This window comes from Streptomyces sp. NPDC014006, from assembly GCF_043088925.1.
Taxonomy (GTDB): Bacteria; Actinomycetota; Actinomycetes; order Streptomycetales; family Streptomycetaceae; genus Streptomyces.
In genome coordinates this window covers 1113602-1128203 of record NZ_JBICAJ010000002.1, presented here as the reverse complement: position 1 = coordinate 1128203, position 14602 = coordinate 1113602, and the positions used below count along the sequence as shown (strand labels likewise).

The window sequence follows — 14602 nt, the reverse complement described above, 5'->3', positions numbered from 1 at the left end:
TGGTCAGTGGGTGAGGGGCAGCGGCACACGAAAAGGGCCCCCGCGGGCTCTCGCCCGCGAAGACCCTTCGCACCGTCGGGACGACAGGATTTGAACCTGCGACCCCTTGACCCCCAGTCAAGTGCGCTACCAAGCTGCGCCACGTCCCGGTGCGTCGCACGCGGTGGACCGCGTGATCACGCAGGTAAACCCTACCCCACCCGCGCGGGTGGTCCCGCCGGGCGGGGCGGGCGCTGTGGTCAGCCGGTGCCGGTGTACGCCACCGTCGTGCGGTCGGCGGCCTCGCGGGCCCGGCTCTCGTCCTCGCCGCTCGCCACGTTCGCTGCGTACCAGGCCTCGCTGCTCTCGGCATAGAAGCGGCGGCCCTCCTCGGAGGTCATCCACGCCATGCCCTCGGCCGGATCGACGGGCTTGCCGGTGCGCAGGTGCACGGTGAGGCCGACGAGCATCCCGTCCCAGCCGACGCCGACCGCGCCGGGCCCGAACTCGGCCCACTTGGTGTCGTCGACGTGGGCGATGTGGTCGAGCTCGAAGCGGGTCCGCCCCTCCCCCTCCGGCGTCAGCCGCAGCTCGATCCAGCTGACCTCGCCGCCGTACTCCCAGGTCGCGGTGAACCCCTTGGGTACCTCGCAGCGCTCGATCGTGCCGCCGGCCTGGCCCTCCAGCTGGAAGCGGCCGCCCTCGCGCAGGTCTCCCTCGACGGGGAGGAACCAGCGGGGGATGCGCTCGGGGTTGGTGCACGCGTCCCAGAGGTCGTCGAGCGGGACGTCGTACGTCCGGCTCACGGTGACCACGCGGGCCTCGCCCGCCTTGAAGTCACGGCGACCGACCGTGCGGCGCACGCTGCTGATCTGGCGGGTCACGTCGATCACGGGGTGCTCCTCGGGGGTTCGCCGGTGCCGCGCAGCCGGCGCTCACGGCGGCCGCGGGCGAGTTCGGTGGCCAGGGCGTCCAGGTGCGGGGTCCAGAAACGGCGGAAGCGGTCCAGCCAGGCGTCGATGTCCCGCAAGGGCTCGGAATCGACGGCGTACAGCCGCCGGGCACCCGCGGCGCGGACCGTCGCGAAGCCGTTCTCCCGCAGCACCTTCAGATGCTGGGAGACGCCGGGCTGCGATATCCCGAACTCCACGCGGACGACGTCGGCGACCGCCCCGGCGGTCATCTCACCCTCGGCCAGCAGCTCCAGTATCCGGCGGCGCACCGGGTCGGCGAGGACGTCGAAGGCGTGCATGGAACGAGGTTATCAGCTTGCGCTTATATAAGTAACCGGTGATTACGCTGCCGCCGCGTCGCCGGCCCCGAGGAGCGGGGAGGCGACGCGGCGGCGGCAGGTACCGTCCGCGGGCTACCTGACGCCCGCCCGGCGGGGTGCCGCGCCGTCCAGATGGACGACCACCGTGGTGAAGAAGCGCTGCACCGCGTCGTCGACGCTGCGGATGAAGCCGGACTCCGCGTTGCCCCGGCCGCTCCCCATGCCCTTGAACAGCGACAGCCGGAAACCGGTGATCCGCACACCGCTGTCCTTCGGCAGCATGTCACCGGGCTCGGGGCGCAACCGCTCCAGCGTGCCCCGCGGACCGCCGGCGTCCCCGTCGACGAGGGTTTCGACATGCAGGTCGGCCGGCGCCTCGGCCAGCCGCCGCACCAGCCGTTTGGCCCAGGACAGTGGATAGCCCTGCTCCGGCGCGGGGATCTCCATGGCGGTGCGCAGCTTGCCGGTCCGCAGGTCCGCGCTGATCGCGAGGACACCCGGCGTGCCCTCGATGCGCAGTTCGGCATGCAGCCGGCCGTTCAGGCACAGCTGGTCGGCGAGGTCGCTGCGGCGGGCCCGCGGGTCCGTGCCGCGCCGGGTGCGCTGCACGGGGAGCACCTTCTGGCCGAGCTCACCGCCGAGCCGCAGGCAGACCTGACGGATCAGCCGCTCCCAGCTCTCCACCACCTCCAGCGCCCGGGGGTCGCCCTGGCACAGCGTCTCGTCGTCGATGCCGTTGCGCACCGGGACCCAGGCGGAGCCCATGTTCTGGAACCCGTGGCAGCCGGAGTTCTCGTGCTGGAGGTAGTGGAGCAGCTCCTGGAGCAGCCAGGCGTGCGCGGCGTTGCCGACGCCCTCGTGCCGGATGAGCAGCTGCGCCTGGTGCGCCACCTCGGCCCAGGACAGGTGCCACAGGGCGACCTTGTGCTTGCGGCGGCCGTCGACCTTGACGTCGACGAGCGGAGTTCCCTCCAGGGCCACGTCGTTGGAGAGCGTGATCACCGCCTCGTAGCCGCGGCGCGCGGCGATGTCCATGTACGCCTGGACCTGTTCCGCCTTCAGGGGGTTGCCGTTGGTCTTCGTCTCGACCAGCGCGGTCCACAGCTTCCCCGCGCGCTCCACCCGGATGACCCCGTCGGGGCGGCGCGGCGTGTCGCCGTGCGGCAGGGAGACCTCCGTGAACGTCTCCATCCGCCCGGCCGGGGCGCCGAACGCCGCGGTGAGCCTGCGGCCGAACTCCGGCACCTGGGCCATCACCGACAGCAGGACCGAGGTGGCGCGCATCTCGCGGTCCCGGTCGCTCTTGAGGGCCGACACCGGAAAGAGCTTGGCCTGCTTCCAGGAGTCGTTCTCGGCGAGCGTCTTCACCGCCGCCTTGGGCAGGGTGATCTTCTTCTTGGCCGTGCGCGGCCGCGCGGACGACTTCCTGGGGGCCGGTTCGTCGGCGGGCTGACGAGGCGCGGGCACCGCCTCCAGTGTCGCCTGCGCCGAGGGCACGGCCGCCGTCTCCGCCCGCTCGTCGCCGGGCGCGTCCTCCAGCACCGCGGCCGCCGAGGTGGTGTCCGTCTCCTCCGCGTCGTCGACGTCGACGCCGAAGTCGGTGGCCAGGCCGGCCAGGCCGCTGTCGTAGCCCTGGCCGACGGCCCTGAACTTCCACTCCTCCCCGCGCCGGTACAGCTCGCCGAAGATGACGGCGCCGACCGAGTCGGCGTCGTCGATGGTGAAGCGCAGCAGGTTCTCACCGGCCGCGTCGGCCAACGTCACCCTGACGTCGTCGAGTTCGCCGAACCGGGCCCCCCGGTACCGGCTCGCGGCGACGACGATCCGCTCGACATCGGGCGCAACGGCGGTGAGGTCGAAGCTGATGCGATCCTCGCTGCCGTTGTCCGTGGGCGTCTTGCCGAGCAGCTGCACGCTGCCGTCGGCCGCCACCGGGTTGTTGTAGAAGTAGAAGTCCGCGTCGCTGCGCACCTTGCCGTTCGCGTCCAGCAGCAGCACGGAGACGTCCGCGTCCCCCTCCCCGGTCGGACTGGCCCAGCCCAGCCCGACGATCACGGATCCGGCGTCCTCGCTCAGGGCTGCCAGCGACACATTCGAGCCCTTGATCATTTCCTGCACAAAGCCCCCCAACCGCCGCGCGTTCCCAGCGCGCGGACATCACTGCCCCGAAGGCCTGTCGAGACCCCAAAGGCCTGTCGAGCGACACGGTGTGACATGCCGCAGGCAGATGACTGTAATACCCACGCAGCCGGCTCGGGGCAGCCCGCGGCAAACGGGGGCAGGGGCGGCTGCCGGCGTCACTTGATGATCGCGTTCGCCACGACCACCACGAAGCCCAGCAACGCGTCCACCGCTCCGATGGCCAACGCCGTGGGCCAGCCGCGGCGGGACGAGCGGGCCGTCGTCAGGCCGAGGGTGAAGAGCAGGGCGATGTTGAGGGCGAACGCCGGGTATTCGACGCCGTCGGGGGGCCACCAGCCCCAGCCGGCTCCGGCGAGCACCAGCACCGTCGGCAGGACGGCCGTGACCAGGGGCCACTCGTCGACGAGGGCGCGCAGGGCGTCCCCGCGGCGGTGCGGGCCGCGCTCGGCGATGTAGTGGGCGTAGCCGTGGGCCAGCGCCGAGGCGAAGGCGGTGATCAGCAGCCACAGGGCGTCGTAGCGGCGGCTGTGCGCGGAGGAGTGCCCGTACTGGGTGAGGGCCGCGACCATGGAGCTGGCCAGGACGGCGCCGTAGACACCACCGAAGAGGATCATTTCGCGCGTGTCGTGGCCGCGCGACACGGTGGCCGTCGGCGGCGAGTCGGAGTCGGCCATGCCCTCACGATCACCCGGCTCCGTGGCGCCTGCCACTTGCAAGGGGCCGGACCGGCGGGTGTGCGGGTGCGATGAACACAGCGGGCGGGGGGCCTGACCGGCAGGCGCCGCGCCTGCGATGACCACGCGGGCCGGGGCCGGACCGCAGGGGCACGGGTGTGATGCCACGGCCGGCGACGGCCGGACCCGGCAGGCGCGCCGGTACGACGATGTGTCCGGCCCGCGGGACCCAATACGCACACTGTGTCAAGCACCGCCGCGTGAGCCGTGCCGCTAGGGTCGCCGCATGATCCACTCCTTCGCCCTGCACGTCCCGGACGCCGACCTGACGCCGGAGCCGCTCGACCCCGCCCAGATCGTCTCCGGCTCGCCCGAGGTGACCGGGAAGGTGGTGTGGGAGTCCGAGGACGGGCGCCAGGTCCGCGGCGTCTGGCAGATCACGCCCGGCGTCGTCACCGACACGGAGGCCGACGAGATGTTCGTCGTGCTCAGCGGATCGGCCACGGTCGAGGTCGACGGCGGACCCACCCTTCGCCTCGGCCCCGGCGACATGGCGGTGCTGCGCGAGGGCGACCGCACGACGTGGACGGTGCACGAGACGCTGCGCAAGGTGTACGCGATCAATCAGTGACCTCTGGGCTCGTTCGGGGAACGGTCGCGGACGTCTTCACCGGCCGTTGCGGGGCACCGGCCCGTCGTCCCCCGCACCTCCAGGTGCGGCGCGGTCAGCTGGATCCGGCCCGCGCCCGCCTGGCCCTCGAACCGTTCCAGCAGGCAGCGCGCGGCGCGTCGGCCCACCTCGTGGCCGGCGTTGTCGGCGGTGGTCAGCCAGACGTGCCGGAGCCGGGAGATGCTCGTGTTGTCGTAGCCGGCCACGGAGACGTCCCGCGGCACGTTCAGTCCCAGCTCCGCGGCCGCCGTCAGCACGCCGACCGCCGTCATGTCGTTGACCGCGAAGACCGCCGTGGGCCGGTCGGGGCGGCTCAGCAGCCGGACCGTGGCCCGGTAGCCGCCCTCCTCCGTCAGATCCCCGCGCTCGACCAGCTGCTCCAGCCCGTGTGCGGCCAGCGCGGACGCGTAGCCGTTCCGGCGCAGCTCGCTCACCGCGCCGTGCCCGCCGACGTGCGCGATCCGGCGGTGCCCCAGCCCGATCAGGTGCTCCACGGCGAGCCGGGCGCCCTGCTCGTCGTCTCCCGCCACCACGTCCACGCCCGGCAGCACCGGCTCCCGCGCTCCCGCGACCACCACCGGGAGCCGTTCGGCGACCCGCGCCAGCCCGGCCGGATCGGGCAGCGTGCCGACCACGACCAGGCCGTCGACCCCGAGGTCGAGGAAGGGTTCGGCGACGTCGTGGCCCGCGCGGCGGCCGAGGCGGGCGTCGGAGAGCAGCATGTGCAGACCGGCCGTGTGCAGCAGGGAGTTGAGACCGTCGAGCAGCTCCACGAACCAGGGGTTGCGCAGGTCGTGCAGGAGCACCCCGACGGTGCGGGAGCGTCGTTCGCTCAGGGTGCGGGCCGCGGCGTTGGGCCGGTAGCCGAGCTCACGCACCGCCTGGAGCACCGCGTCCCGCTTTTCGGGGCGCACCTGACCGGAGCCGCGCAGCACGAGGGAGACCAGCGATTTGGACACCCCCGCCCGTTCGGCCACATCGCGGATCGTCGGCTGCCTCATGGTGTGGACCGTTCCATGAAGCCATCTGGTTGTCAAAGGGCTTGACAGGACGGACAGGCCCGCACAAGGTGACGGGAGAAGCCGTTTGGAACGGTCCAAAAGCGAGAGGGCTGTCATGGCACGCACGCTCGGGGTCGCCGTCGTCGGGTTCGGCTGGATGGGGCGGGTGCACACCCAGGCGTACGCGCGCGTGCTCCACCACTTCCCCCTCCTCGGCCTGCGGCCGCACCTGGTCACCGTCGCCGAGGAGGTGCCGGGCCGGGCGGAGGAGGCCTCCGCGCAGTTCGGGTTCGCCTCCACTACCCGTGACTGGCGTGAGGTCGCCGCCGATCCGCGGGTGGAGGCGGTCAGCGTCACCGCGCCGAACTTCCTGCACCGTGAGATCGGCGTCGCCATGGCCGAGGCGGGCAAGCACCTGTGGATCGAGAAACCGGTCGGCCTGGGCGCCGGCGACGCCCGCGCGGTCGCCGACGCGGCCGCCAGGGCGGGCCTGCAGGGCACGGTCGGCTTCAACTACCGCAATGCCCCGGCCGTCGAGGCGGCCCGTGAACTGATCGCCTCAGGGGAGCTGGGCTCGGTCACGCACGTCCGCATCCGGCTGTTCAGCGACTACGCCGCCCACCCCGAGTCCGCTCTGACCTGGCGTTACGAGCGGGAGCGCGGCGGCAACGGGGTGCTCGGCGACCTGGCCTCGCACGGCGTGGACCTCGCCCGGTACCTGCTCGGCGACATCACCGCCCTGACCGCCGACACCGCGATCTTCCTGCCCGAGCGGGCCCGGCCCACCGGTGCCACCGCCGGCCACGCGCGCGCCGCCGGCGGTGCACTCGGCCCCGTGGAGAACGAGGACTATGTCAGCTGTCTGCTGCGCTTCGCCTCCGGCGCCCGTGGCGTACTGGAGGCCTGCCGCGTCTCCGTGGGCGAGCAGAACGCCTACGGCTTCGAGGTGCACGGCACCCAGGGCGCCGTCTTCTGGGACTTCCGGCGGATGAACGAACTGGGCGTCAGCCGCGGTACGGCCTACCAGGACCAGCCGGTGAGCACGGTGTACGTCGGCCCGGGCGCCGGCGAGTACGGCGCGTTCCAGCCCGGCGCCGCCAACGCCATGGGCTACGACGACCTGAAGGTCATCGAGTGCCACCGCTTCCTGCGCTCCATCGCCGAGGGCACCCCGCACGGGGCGACCCTCACGGACGCCGTGCACAACGCGACCGTGCTGGACGCGATGACACGGTCCGCCGAGACCGGGGCGTGGGTCACGCTCCGGCAGTGACCGTCACGCTTTCCGCGCCAGCACCCGCAGCCGTCGTACGCCGTCGGCGAGTGCGTCGGCGACATCGCGCGGCGGCATGTCCGCGCCGCCCGGGACGGTGGTGCGGGCCAGAAGCGGCAGCTCCACCTGCACGCCCGGGCCGCCGGCCATGTTCACCGGGTTGCCGGGGTGGACGCCCCGCAGGGCGGCGGGGATCAGCGCCAGGTCGGTGACCGGCTCGAACCGGGGCCGCAGCGCCTGTAGCCCGCCCGCCATCAGGTGCGCCGCGCTCCGGTCGGCCCCGCCGAGGAAGATCGAGCGGGGCGCGGCCTTCCGCAGATGCCCGTGCAGCGATACGACGACGTCGACGCGGGCGAGGAAGTCGCGCAGCAGGCCGCACGGGGCGGCCGCCATCCGTGCCGAGGTGATGTGCACCGGTTCCCCGTCGCTCTGCCGGAACACCAGTCGCGCCGCCCCGCACCGCTCCGCCAGTTCGTCCGCGAGTTCGCCGGTGCCGCCCTCGACGCTGGCGTGCAGCGCGAGCAGGCCGATGCCGCCGCCGGGGGTCAGGGTGACCCTGAAGTCGACGCCCTCGATCGTCACGCGCTCGGTCCGCGTGCGGCCCGCGCCGGTCATCGGGCGGCCTGCGGCGGCATGTTGAACGGAGTGACGACCTGGATCGCGGACGGCAGGGTCGGCCCGGCCGGCGGGAGCGCGCCGTGGGCCCGCATCACCAGGTGGCAGGCCTCGCGCAGGTCCTGGCGCAGGTCGTGGTGGAGGACGGCGGACAGGCGGTGTTCGCGCAGCAGGCGGGTGTTGTCGTGGTCGAGGTCGTGGGCGACGAACACGGCGCACGCGCGGCCGAGGTCGGCGAAGGCCTGGAGCGTGGCGATGTTGCCGCCGCCGATCGAGTACACGGCACGGATGTCCGGGTCGCGCTCCAGGGCGGCCCGCACGAGGTCGTACTGGGTCGCGTCGAGTCCCTGGCCCTCGGCGATCTCGACGAGGACGCGCCCCGGATGCCGGGCGCGCATGGCGCTGCGGAACCCCATCTCGCGCTCCTCCTCGTTGCGGAAGAAGCCGCTGCTGAGGCTGGTGAGGACGTTGCCGGGCCGGTCGCCGAGCCACTGGCCCATCAGATAGGCGGCGGTGGCGCCGGCGGCGCGGTTGTCGATGCCTACGTAACCGAGCCGGGTGCTGGCCGGCAGGTCGGTGGCGAGGGTGATCACGGGGATGCCCGCTGCGGTGAGGCGACCGACGGCGGCGGTGATCTCAGGGACGTCCGGCGCCTTGAGCAGCACCCCCTGGGAGCCCCTGCGCGCGATCCGGTCCAGGACGCGAACCTGCTCCTCGACCGGCCCGGTCTCGCGGAAGTGGAAGCGGGAGCGCAGCACCGCCGGGTGCAGGGACGGCAGCTCCGCCTCCAGAGCGGCGCGTACGGCGGTGGAGAACCGCTCCGGTGCCTGCATCACGATGTCGATCATGAAGGTGCGGCCGATCAGCCGGACCTGGGTGCGCTGCCGGTCCAGGTCGGCGATGGCCCGGTGCACCTCCTGCGTGGTGGACGCGCGGACCCCGCCGCGGCCGTTGAGCACCCGGTCGACCGTGGCCTCGCTCAGACCGGCCTGACGTGCGATCTCCTTGATCGGGAAGGGGTGGCCCACGGTCGGCTCCTTGAGGGGTTTTTGATGGCTGCCTGCCGGTTGTTCGCCGTGTTTGTCCTGACAAGAATGACAGAGCCGCGCCGCTCAGTGACCCGCACCTTGCACCATGGAGCACGCGTCGCGCCATGAACCGAAGGGACCGCGATGTCCGCCACCGCACCACAGCGCGCCTGGCTGTCCGAGCCGGACTGCGACCTGACCGCCTTCCGTACCCTGATCGAGCGGACCACCGACCCCGCCGACTGTCCGCACGCCGCCGCCGTCGAGCACAACGTGCCGCTCTACGACGCCGGGCAGCTCGGCTCCGGCCGCGACATCCAGGCCGAGATCGTCCGCGTCCTCGCCGACGGCCCCGGGGTCGCCGTCTTCCGGGGCGCCTTCCCGGACCCCGCCGTCGTCGACCGGCTCACCGCCGTCTTCGATGCGCTGATCGCCGAGCAGCGCGCCGCGGGCCGGACGGGCGGTGACCACTTCGCGCGCCCGGGCGCCAACGACCGGGTGTGGAACGCCCTGGAGAAGGCCGCGCTGTACGACGCGGAAGCGTTCGCCGCGTACTACGCGAACGAGGTCGTGGCGCTGGTCTCCCGGGCCTGGCTCGGTCCCGCCTACCAGGTCACCTCCCAGGTCAACGTGGTCAACCCGGGCGGCGAGGCGCAGCAGCCGCATCGCGACTACCACCTGGGCTTCCTGGCGGGCGAGACCGCCGCGGCCTACCCGGCGCATGTGCACCGTCTCTCCCCCGCGCTCACCCTGCAGGGTGCCGTCGCGCACTGCGACATGCCGGTGGAGTCCGGGCCGACGCTGTACCTGCCCTACTCCCAGCTGTACGTGCCCGGGTATCTGGCCTGGCGGCTGCCGGAGTTCCGGGCGTACTTCGCGGAGCACCATGTGCAGCTGCCGCTCGCCAAGGGGGACGCGGTCTTCTTCAACCCGGCCCTCTTCCACGCGGCCGGCACCAACCGCTCGGCGGACATCCGGCGCACGGCCAACCTGCTCCAGGTGTCCTCCGCGTTCGGGCGGGCCATGGAGAGCGTGGACCGGGAGGCGGTCGTGAACGCCGTCTACCCGGTGCTGCTCAAGCGCAGGGCCGAGGGTGTGGGCGAGGCGTGGCTGGAGCACGTGATCGCCGCGAGCGCCGAGGGCTACCCCTTCCCCACCAACCTGGACCGCGACCCGCCGGTGGAGGGGCTCGCCCCGCCGTCACAGGCCGATCTGCTGCGGCGTGCGCTCGCCGGGGAGTGGAGCCCCGGGACACTGCGCGAGGAACTGCGCGCGGGCGCCGGGCGACGGCGCACGAGCTGACACGGAAGACGAGGGAGCAAGGAGAGATATGGGACTGCTCGACGACAAGGTCGTGCTGGTCAACGGCGGCAGCCAGGGCGTCGGCGCGGCCGTCGCCCGGGCGGCGGTCCGTGAGGGCGCGGCCGTGGCCGTCACCGGACGCCGCCCCGAGCCGGGCGAGGCACTGGTCGCGGAACTCACGGCCGGCGGCGGGAAGGCGCTGTACGTGCGGGCCGATCTGGCCGACGCGGAGCAGGCGAGGGCGGCGGTGGCCGCGGTGGTGGACGCCTGGGGCCGCATCGACTGCCTGGTGAACTCCGCCGGGCTCACCGCGCGCGGCACACTGCTCGACACCACGCCCGAGCTGTTCGACCAGCACATCGCCGTCAATCTCAGGGGGCCGTTCTTCGCGATGCAGGCGGCCGTCGCCGACATGCTGTCCCGCAGGGCGTCCGGCACGATCGTCAACGTCATCACGTCGTCGGCGCACGGTGGGCAGCCGTTCCTCGCGCCGTACGTGGCCGCGAAGGCGGGGCTGGCGGGACTGACCCGCAACGCGGCGCACGCCCACCGCTACGACCGCATCCGGATCAACGGCCTGAACATCGGCTGGACCGCGACCGAGGGCGAGGACGCCACCCAGCGGGCCTTCCACGGGGCGGGCGACGACTGGCAGGAGCAGGCGGCGGCACGGCTGCCGATGGGGCGGCTCGGCCGGCCCGACGAGATCGCCGACTTCGTGGTCTTCCTGCTGTCCGAGCGGTCCGGGGTGGTCACCGGTTCGGTGATCGACTGGGACCAGAACGTCCTCGGCGGACTGGACTGACCGGCAACCGGACCGACCGGCACACTCCTCTTCCTCTTTCGAGTTCTCTCTCAAGGAGCACCATGCGTATCGGAATCCTCGGCCTCGGCCGCATCGGGGCCTTCCACGCCGAGACCCTGTCCGGGCTCGACGCCGTCGAGTCCCTCGTCGTCACCGATCCCGTGGCGGACGCCGCCAAGGCCGCCGCCGAGCGGTTCGGCGCCGAGGTCGCCGACTCTCCCGAGGCCCTGCTGGCCTCCGGGGTGGACGGCATCGTCGTCGCCGCGGCCACCGACGCCCACCCGGCACTGATCCGGGCCGGCGTGACGGCCGGCGTGCCCGTGTTCTGTGAGAAGCCGGTCGCCCGGACCATCGCCGAGGGCGTCGAGGTGCTGCGCGCCGTCAAGGGCAGCGACGTGCCGGTGCAGATCGGCTTCAACCGGCGCTTCGACGCCGGGTTCACCGCCGCACGCGCCGCCGTCCGGGCCGGGGAACTCGGCAAGCTGCACACCGTGCGGTCGACCACCCTCGACCCGGCGCCGCCTCCGGCCGCCTACGTCGCCGCGTCCGGGGGCATCTTCCGGGACTGCTCCGTGCACGACTTCGACATCATCCGCTGGGTGACCGGCCGCGAGGTGACCGAGGTGTACGCCGTCGGCGGCAACCGGGGCGCCGACTACATCCGGCAGGCCGGTGACGCCGACACCACCGGCGCGCTGCTCACCCTCGACGACGGCACCATCGCGGTGGTCTCCAACTCCCGGCACAACGGCCGTGGTTACGACGTCCGCATGGAGCTGCACGGGTTCGAGGACTCCCTCGCCGTGGGCCTCGACGACAAGCTGCCGCTGCGCTCGGCCGAGCCCGGTGTCACCTTCCCCTCCGGTGTCCCGCACGACTTCTTCATGGATCGCTTCACCGCGGCCTACCGCGCCGAACTCGCCGCATTCACCGAGCTGATCGCCGGCACCCGGCCCTCTCCGTGCACGATCGAGGACGCGCTGGAGGCGGGCTGGATCGCGGAGGCATGCACCCTGTCCCGGCACGAGCACCGGCCGGTGACACTCGCGGAGGTACGCGGGGCGTGACTCCCGGCCGGGGGGGCGGACGGGCGCCTGCGGAGGTATGCGGCACCTGACCCCCTGCGGGACACGGAACAGGCGACCGCGAAGGTACGCGGCGCCTGGCCTTCGGCAGGGCGGAGGCGCGTGAGCGCTTCGGCAGGACGGAGGCGCGTGAGCGCACCTCCCCCGCGCGGGACCGGAACAGGCATGGCCGGAAGCACACCGCACCCGAACCGTGGCGGGGCCCCGGCCGGCGCTCCGGTCGGGGCTCAGCCGTAGTCGTGCGACGAACTCACCGCGCCACCGGTTGCGCCGGCAGGTCGAACACGTGGTCCGGGGAGACGATCCGGGTCACGGCCTGGCCGAAGAGGGTGCTGGGCTCCTGGTTCTTGTAGTTGATGTCGGTGTTCAGCACCACGACGACCGTCGCCTGCGCGGCCGGCAGATAGATGGTGAGGGACTCGTAGCCGGGCAGGGAGCCGTTGTGCCCGATCCAGCCCTGCACATTGAAGATGCCGAGTCCGTAGCCGGTGCCGGCGATCGGGGTCGCGGGCGTCGTCAGCCGCTGCTGCTGCGTCGCGGGGCTGATCATGTCACCGCCGTTCGGCAGCTTGCCGGTGGCCACCGTGCGGGCCCACACCCGCAGGTCGTCCAGCTGGGAGATCATCGCGCCGGCCGCCCAGCCCCAGGAGGGGTCCCAGTCGGCGGAGTCCTCGACCTTCCCGGTCGCCGTCTGGTTGGTGTACCCCTGCGAGTGCGGCGTCGGGAACTCGTTGCCGGTCGGGAAGAGCGTGTGCTTCAGGCCCACCGGGTCGAGGATCTTCTGCTGGATGTAGTCGTTCAGCTTCTGCCCGCTCTCCTTCTCGACGACCAGGCCGAGCAGGATCAGGTTGGTGTTGCAGTAGTAGAACTGCTGGCCCGGCGGGAAGAGCACGGGGTGCTTGAAGGAGTAGCCGAGCAGCTGTTGCGGGGTGAAGGGGCGTTTCGGGTCGGAGGTGAGCGCCTTGTAGAAGTCCTCGTCCGCCGAGTAGTTGAACAGCCCGCTGCGCATGCCGGCCAGCTGCCGGATGGTGATCTTGTCGCCGTTGGGCACGCCGCTGATGTACTTGTCAATGGTGTCGTCCAGGCCGATCTTGCCCTGGTCGACGAGTTGCAGCACCGCCGTGACGGTGAAGGTCTTCGTCTCGCTGCCGATGCGCATGTAGAGGTCGGGCGACATCTTGCGGCCGGTGCTCTTGTCGGCGACGCCGAAGGACTTGACGTACTGCCCCTGGTGGGGCGTCCACACGCCGACCGTCACGCCGGGGATCTTCGCCTGGTGCATCACCCGCTGCACGGCGGCGTCGAGAGCCCGCTGCACGGCGGGCGTGAGCGCCCGGACCTCGTTCCCGGACGGGGACGGCGAGACGGACGGCGAGACCGAGGCCGACGGGGAGACGGACGGGGAGGCCGATGGCGAGACGGACGCCGGCGTCGACGGCGACGTCGACGTCGATGGGGACGGCGACGGCGAGGTCGCCCCGGAGGAGGACGGCGAGGTGGACAGGGGCGCCGAGGACGGGCCGTACGGCGACGGCGGCGTGGGGGCGGCGGTCGGCAGCGCGACGGCCACCCCGCCGGCGACCGGTGCGGCGAGGAACCCCAGCGCGGCGGCCACGACGGCCGCCCTGCGCAGAGGGGTGGAAGCGTACGACATGGGCTTGCTCCCCGTGAGACGGCGGAAGGGGACGCCCCGCGAACGTCGTGGAAGGCGGCGGGAGCGAGGCCGTGGGACACGGACCGACACCCTGGTGCACCAGTGGCCCCAGCGGTCACACCGGCTACACCCAGCATAGGAGCGCCCGCCCGTCACGTCCTGTCGGCCAGCGGGCGCCCCGCCCGTTCCGCCGTGCGCTCAGGCTCCGCAGGAGCGCAGGAAGCGGCGGGTGCGGACCGCGATCGGCAGGGGCTTGTCCGGCTCGCAGGGATACATGTCCTGCTCGACGATGGCGAACAGGTCCACGCCCAGCTTCTGTGCCGCCACCAGCACCGGCTCCAACTCCGGCACGCCGGACGGTGGTTCGCACATCACTCCGCGCTGGACCGCCGGACCGAAGGGCACCCCATCGGCCACGACGTCGGCGAGGATGCCGGGGTCGACCTGCTTGAGGTGCAGATAGCCGATGCGCTCGCCGTAGGTCTCGATGAGCTTGACGCTGTCGCCGCCGCAGTAGGCGTAGTGCCCGGTGTCCAGGCACAGGTTGACGAGGTCGGAATCGGTGGAGTCGAGGAAGCGCTCGACGTGGGCCTCGGTGTCGATATGGGTGTCGGCGTGCGGGTGGACGACGATGTCCAGGCCGTAGGTCTCCTTCACCTCGTGTCCGAGGCGCTCCATGCCCTTGGTGAGGTAGGCCCACTGCTCGGTCGTCAGCTCCGGCGGCTCCAGGATCTCGGCGGTCTTGTCGTCGCGCCAGAAGGACGGGATGACGACGAGGTGCCGCGCGCCCATGGCCTGGGTGAGGGCCGCGACCTTGGCGACGTGCTCCCAGGTGGCGTCCCACACCGACAGGCCGCGGTGCAGGCCGGTGAAGACGGTGCCCGCGGACACCTTCAGGCCGCGGGCCCGCACCTCGTCGGTGAGCCGGGCCGGGTCGGTGGGCAGGTAGCCGTAGGGACCGAGCTCGATCCACTCGTAGCCGGCCTCGGCGACCTCGTCGAGGAAGCGCTGCCAGGGCACCTGGGCGGGATCGTCGGGGAACCACACCCCCCAGGAGTCGGGGGCGGAGCCGACCCGGATGCGGCTCAGAGCAGCGGGCAT

The 14602-nt window shown here is 72.5% G+C and carries 15 protein-coding genes and 1 tRNA gene; 6 read left to right on the top strand and 10 right to left on the bottom strand.

The features are described 5' to 3' along the window. Window positions 1-75: 75 nt before the first annotated feature. The 5 genes from ACF1GV_RS11660 to ACF1GV_RS11640 all read right to left on the bottom strand — a co-directional run bounded on the left by ACF1GV_RS11660 (window position 76) and on the right by ACF1GV_RS11640 (window position 4068). Window positions 76-149 (bottom strand) — tRNA-Pro (locus tag ACF1GV_RS11660). Window positions 150-239: 90 nt separating this feature from the next. Beyond that, window positions 240-872, bottom strand: coding sequence for an SRPBCC family protein (locus ACF1GV_RS11655; RefSeq protein ID WP_391678696.1), 633 nt, complete (start codon window positions 870-872; stop codon window positions 240-242). Next, on the bottom strand, window positions 869-1231 hold the full coding sequence (locus tag ACF1GV_RS11650) for an ArsR/SmtB family transcription factor (RefSeq protein WP_391678698.1): 363 nt from the start codon (window positions 1229-1231) through the stop codon (window positions 869-871). Before ACF1GV_RS11650 ends, ACF1GV_RS11655 begins: the two co-directional genes overlap by 4 nt. Before the next feature lie 114 nt (window positions 1232-1345). Beyond that, window positions 1346-3361, bottom strand: a complete 2016-nt coding sequence (locus tag ACF1GV_RS11645; protein ID WP_391678699.1) for a TerD family protein — start codon at window positions 3359-3361, stop codon at window positions 1346-1348. 188 nt (window positions 3362-3549) lie between these two features. After that, window positions 3550-4068 carry a hypothetical protein gene (locus tag ACF1GV_RS11640; RefSeq protein WP_391678701.1) on the bottom strand — a complete coding sequence of 173 codons (519 nt, stop codon included), beginning with the start codon at window positions 4066-4068 and terminating at the stop codon, window positions 3550-3552. Between the two features lie 286 nt (window positions 4069-4354). Here ACF1GV_RS11640 and ACF1GV_RS11635 point away from each other — a divergent pair, with 286 nt between their 5' ends. Next, the gene (locus ACF1GV_RS11635; protein ID WP_391678703.1) at window positions 4355-4699 is read left to right on the top strand and encodes a cupin domain-containing protein; all 345 of its coding nucleotides are present in this window, start codon (window positions 4355-4357) and stop codon (window positions 4697-4699) included. Here the strand turns inward: ACF1GV_RS11635 and ACF1GV_RS11630 are convergent. Next, the gene (locus ACF1GV_RS11630) at window positions 4693-5739 is read right to left on the bottom strand and encodes a LacI family DNA-binding transcriptional regulator (RefSeq protein WP_391678705.1); all 1047 of its coding nucleotides are present in this window, start codon (window positions 5737-5739) and stop codon (window positions 4693-4695) included. The genes ACF1GV_RS11635 and ACF1GV_RS11630 overlap by 7 nt on opposite strands. 115 nt (window positions 5740-5854) lie before the next feature. Between ACF1GV_RS11630 and ACF1GV_RS11625 the strand changes: the two genes are divergently transcribed. Beyond that, window positions 5855-7012 carry a Gfo/Idh/MocA family protein gene (locus ACF1GV_RS11625; RefSeq protein ID WP_391678707.1) on the top strand — a complete coding sequence of 386 codons (1158 nt, stop codon included), beginning with the start codon at window positions 5855-5857 and terminating at the stop codon, window positions 7010-7012. Window positions 7013-7015: 3 nt separating this feature from the next. Here the strand turns inward: ACF1GV_RS11625 and ACF1GV_RS11620 are convergent, their stop codons facing one another. Together ACF1GV_RS11620 and ACF1GV_RS11615 are read right to left on the bottom strand one after the other, a co-directional pair. Then, window positions 7016-7594, bottom strand: coding sequence for a poly-gamma-glutamate hydrolase family protein (locus ACF1GV_RS11620; RefSeq protein WP_391678708.1), 579 nt, complete (start codon window positions 7592-7594; stop codon window positions 7016-7018). Window positions 7595-7623: 29 nt separating this feature from the next. Continuing rightward, window positions 7624-8655, bottom strand: coding sequence for a LacI family DNA-binding transcriptional regulator (locus ACF1GV_RS11615; protein ID WP_391678709.1), 1032 nt, complete (start codon window positions 8653-8655; stop codon window positions 7624-7626). Window positions 8656-8799: 144 nt separating this feature from the next. On the opposite strand from ACF1GV_RS11615, the gene ACF1GV_RS11610 reads away from it, so the two are divergent. From ACF1GV_RS11610 to ACF1GV_RS11600, 3 genes are all read left to right on the top strand, one after another. After that, entirely contained in the window at window positions 8800-9957 is a 1158-nt protein-coding gene (locus ACF1GV_RS11610; RefSeq protein WP_391678711.1) for a phytanoyl-CoA dioxygenase family protein, read from the top strand. Between the two features lie 28 nt (window positions 9958-9985). Then, entirely contained in the window at window positions 9986-10762 is a 777-nt protein-coding gene (locus ACF1GV_RS11605) for an SDR family oxidoreductase (protein ID WP_391678713.1), read from the top strand. 62 nt (window positions 10763-10824) lie between these two features. Continuing rightward, window positions 10825-11829 (top strand): Gfo/Idh/MocA family oxidoreductase, encoded by a 1005-nt coding sequence (locus ACF1GV_RS11600; RefSeq protein WP_391678715.1) that lies wholly within the window; start codon window positions 10825-10827, stop codon window positions 11827-11829. Window positions 11830-12097: 268 nt separating this feature from the next. Here the strand turns inward: ACF1GV_RS11600 and ACF1GV_RS11595 are convergent, their stop codons facing one another. Further along, window positions 12098-13129 carry a serine hydrolase domain-containing protein gene (locus ACF1GV_RS11595; RefSeq protein ID WP_391678716.1) on the bottom strand — a complete coding sequence of 344 codons (1032 nt, stop codon included), beginning with the start codon at window positions 13127-13129 and terminating at the stop codon, window positions 12098-12100. Here ACF1GV_RS11595 and ACF1GV_RS11590 point away from each other — a divergent pair. Beyond that, the gene (locus ACF1GV_RS11590) at window positions 13035-13640 is read left to right on the top strand and encodes a hypothetical protein (protein WP_391678718.1); all 606 of its coding nucleotides are present in this window, start codon (window positions 13035-13037) and stop codon (window positions 13638-13640) included. The two genes, ACF1GV_RS11595 and ACF1GV_RS11590, sit on opposite strands and share 95 nt — an antisense overlap. Window positions 13641-13699: 59 nt before the next feature. On the opposite strand, the gene ACF1GV_RS11585 is transcribed toward ACF1GV_RS11590, so the two are convergent. Continuing rightward, the gene (locus ACF1GV_RS11585; protein ID WP_363264002.1) at window positions 13700-14602 is read right to left on the bottom strand and encodes a sugar phosphate isomerase/epimerase; all 903 of its coding nucleotides are present in this window, start codon (window positions 14600-14602) and stop codon (window positions 13700-13702) included.

What these genes read in the sequence shown, in the direction of transcription:
- ACF1GV_RS11595 (WP_391678716.1), bottom strand. Translation starts at nt 13,129, where the DNA reads ATGCACCAGGCGAAGATCCCCGGCGTGACGGTCGGCGTGTGGACGCCC.
- ACF1GV_RS11640 (WP_391678701.1), bottom strand. Translation starts at nt 4,068, where the DNA reads ATGGCCGACTCCGACTCGCCGCCGACGGCCACCGTGTCGCGCGGCCAC.
- ACF1GV_RS11605 (WP_391678713.1), top strand. Translation starts at nt 9,986, where the DNA reads ATGGGACTGCTCGACGACAAGGTCGTGCTGGTCAACGGCGGCAGCCAG.
- ACF1GV_RS11635 (WP_391678703.1), top strand. Translation starts at nt 4,355, where the DNA reads ATGATCCACTCCTTCGCCCTGCACGTCCCGGACGCCGACCTGACGCCG.
- ACF1GV_RS11625 (WP_391678707.1), top strand. Translation starts at nt 5,855, where the DNA reads ATGGCACGCACGCTCGGGGTCGCCGTCGTCGGGTTCGGCTGGATGGGG.
- ACF1GV_RS11610 (WP_391678711.1), top strand. Translation starts at nt 8,800, where the DNA reads ATGTCCGCCACCGCACCACAGCGCGCCTGGCTGTCCGAGCCGGACTGC.
- ACF1GV_RS11585 (WP_363264002.1), bottom strand. Translation starts at nt 14,602, where the DNA reads ATGCCCGCTGCTCTGAGCCGCATCCGGGTCGGCTCCGCCCCCGACTCC.
- ACF1GV_RS11650 (WP_391678698.1), bottom strand. Translation starts at nt 1,231, where the DNA reads ATGCACGCCTTCGACGTCCTCGCCGACCCGGTGCGCCGCCGGATACTG.
- ACF1GV_RS11600 (WP_391678715.1), top strand. Translation starts at nt 10,825, where the DNA reads ATGCGTATCGGAATCCTCGGCCTCGGCCGCATCGGGGCCTTCCACGCC.
- ACF1GV_RS11645 (WP_391678699.1), bottom strand. Translation starts at nt 3,361, where the DNA reads ATGATCAAGGGCTCGAATGTGTCGCTGGCAGCCCTGAGCGAGGACGCC.
- ACF1GV_RS11630 (WP_391678705.1), bottom strand. Translation starts at nt 5,739, where the DNA reads ATGAGGCAGCCGACGATCCGCGATGTGGCCGAACGGGCGGGGGTGTCC.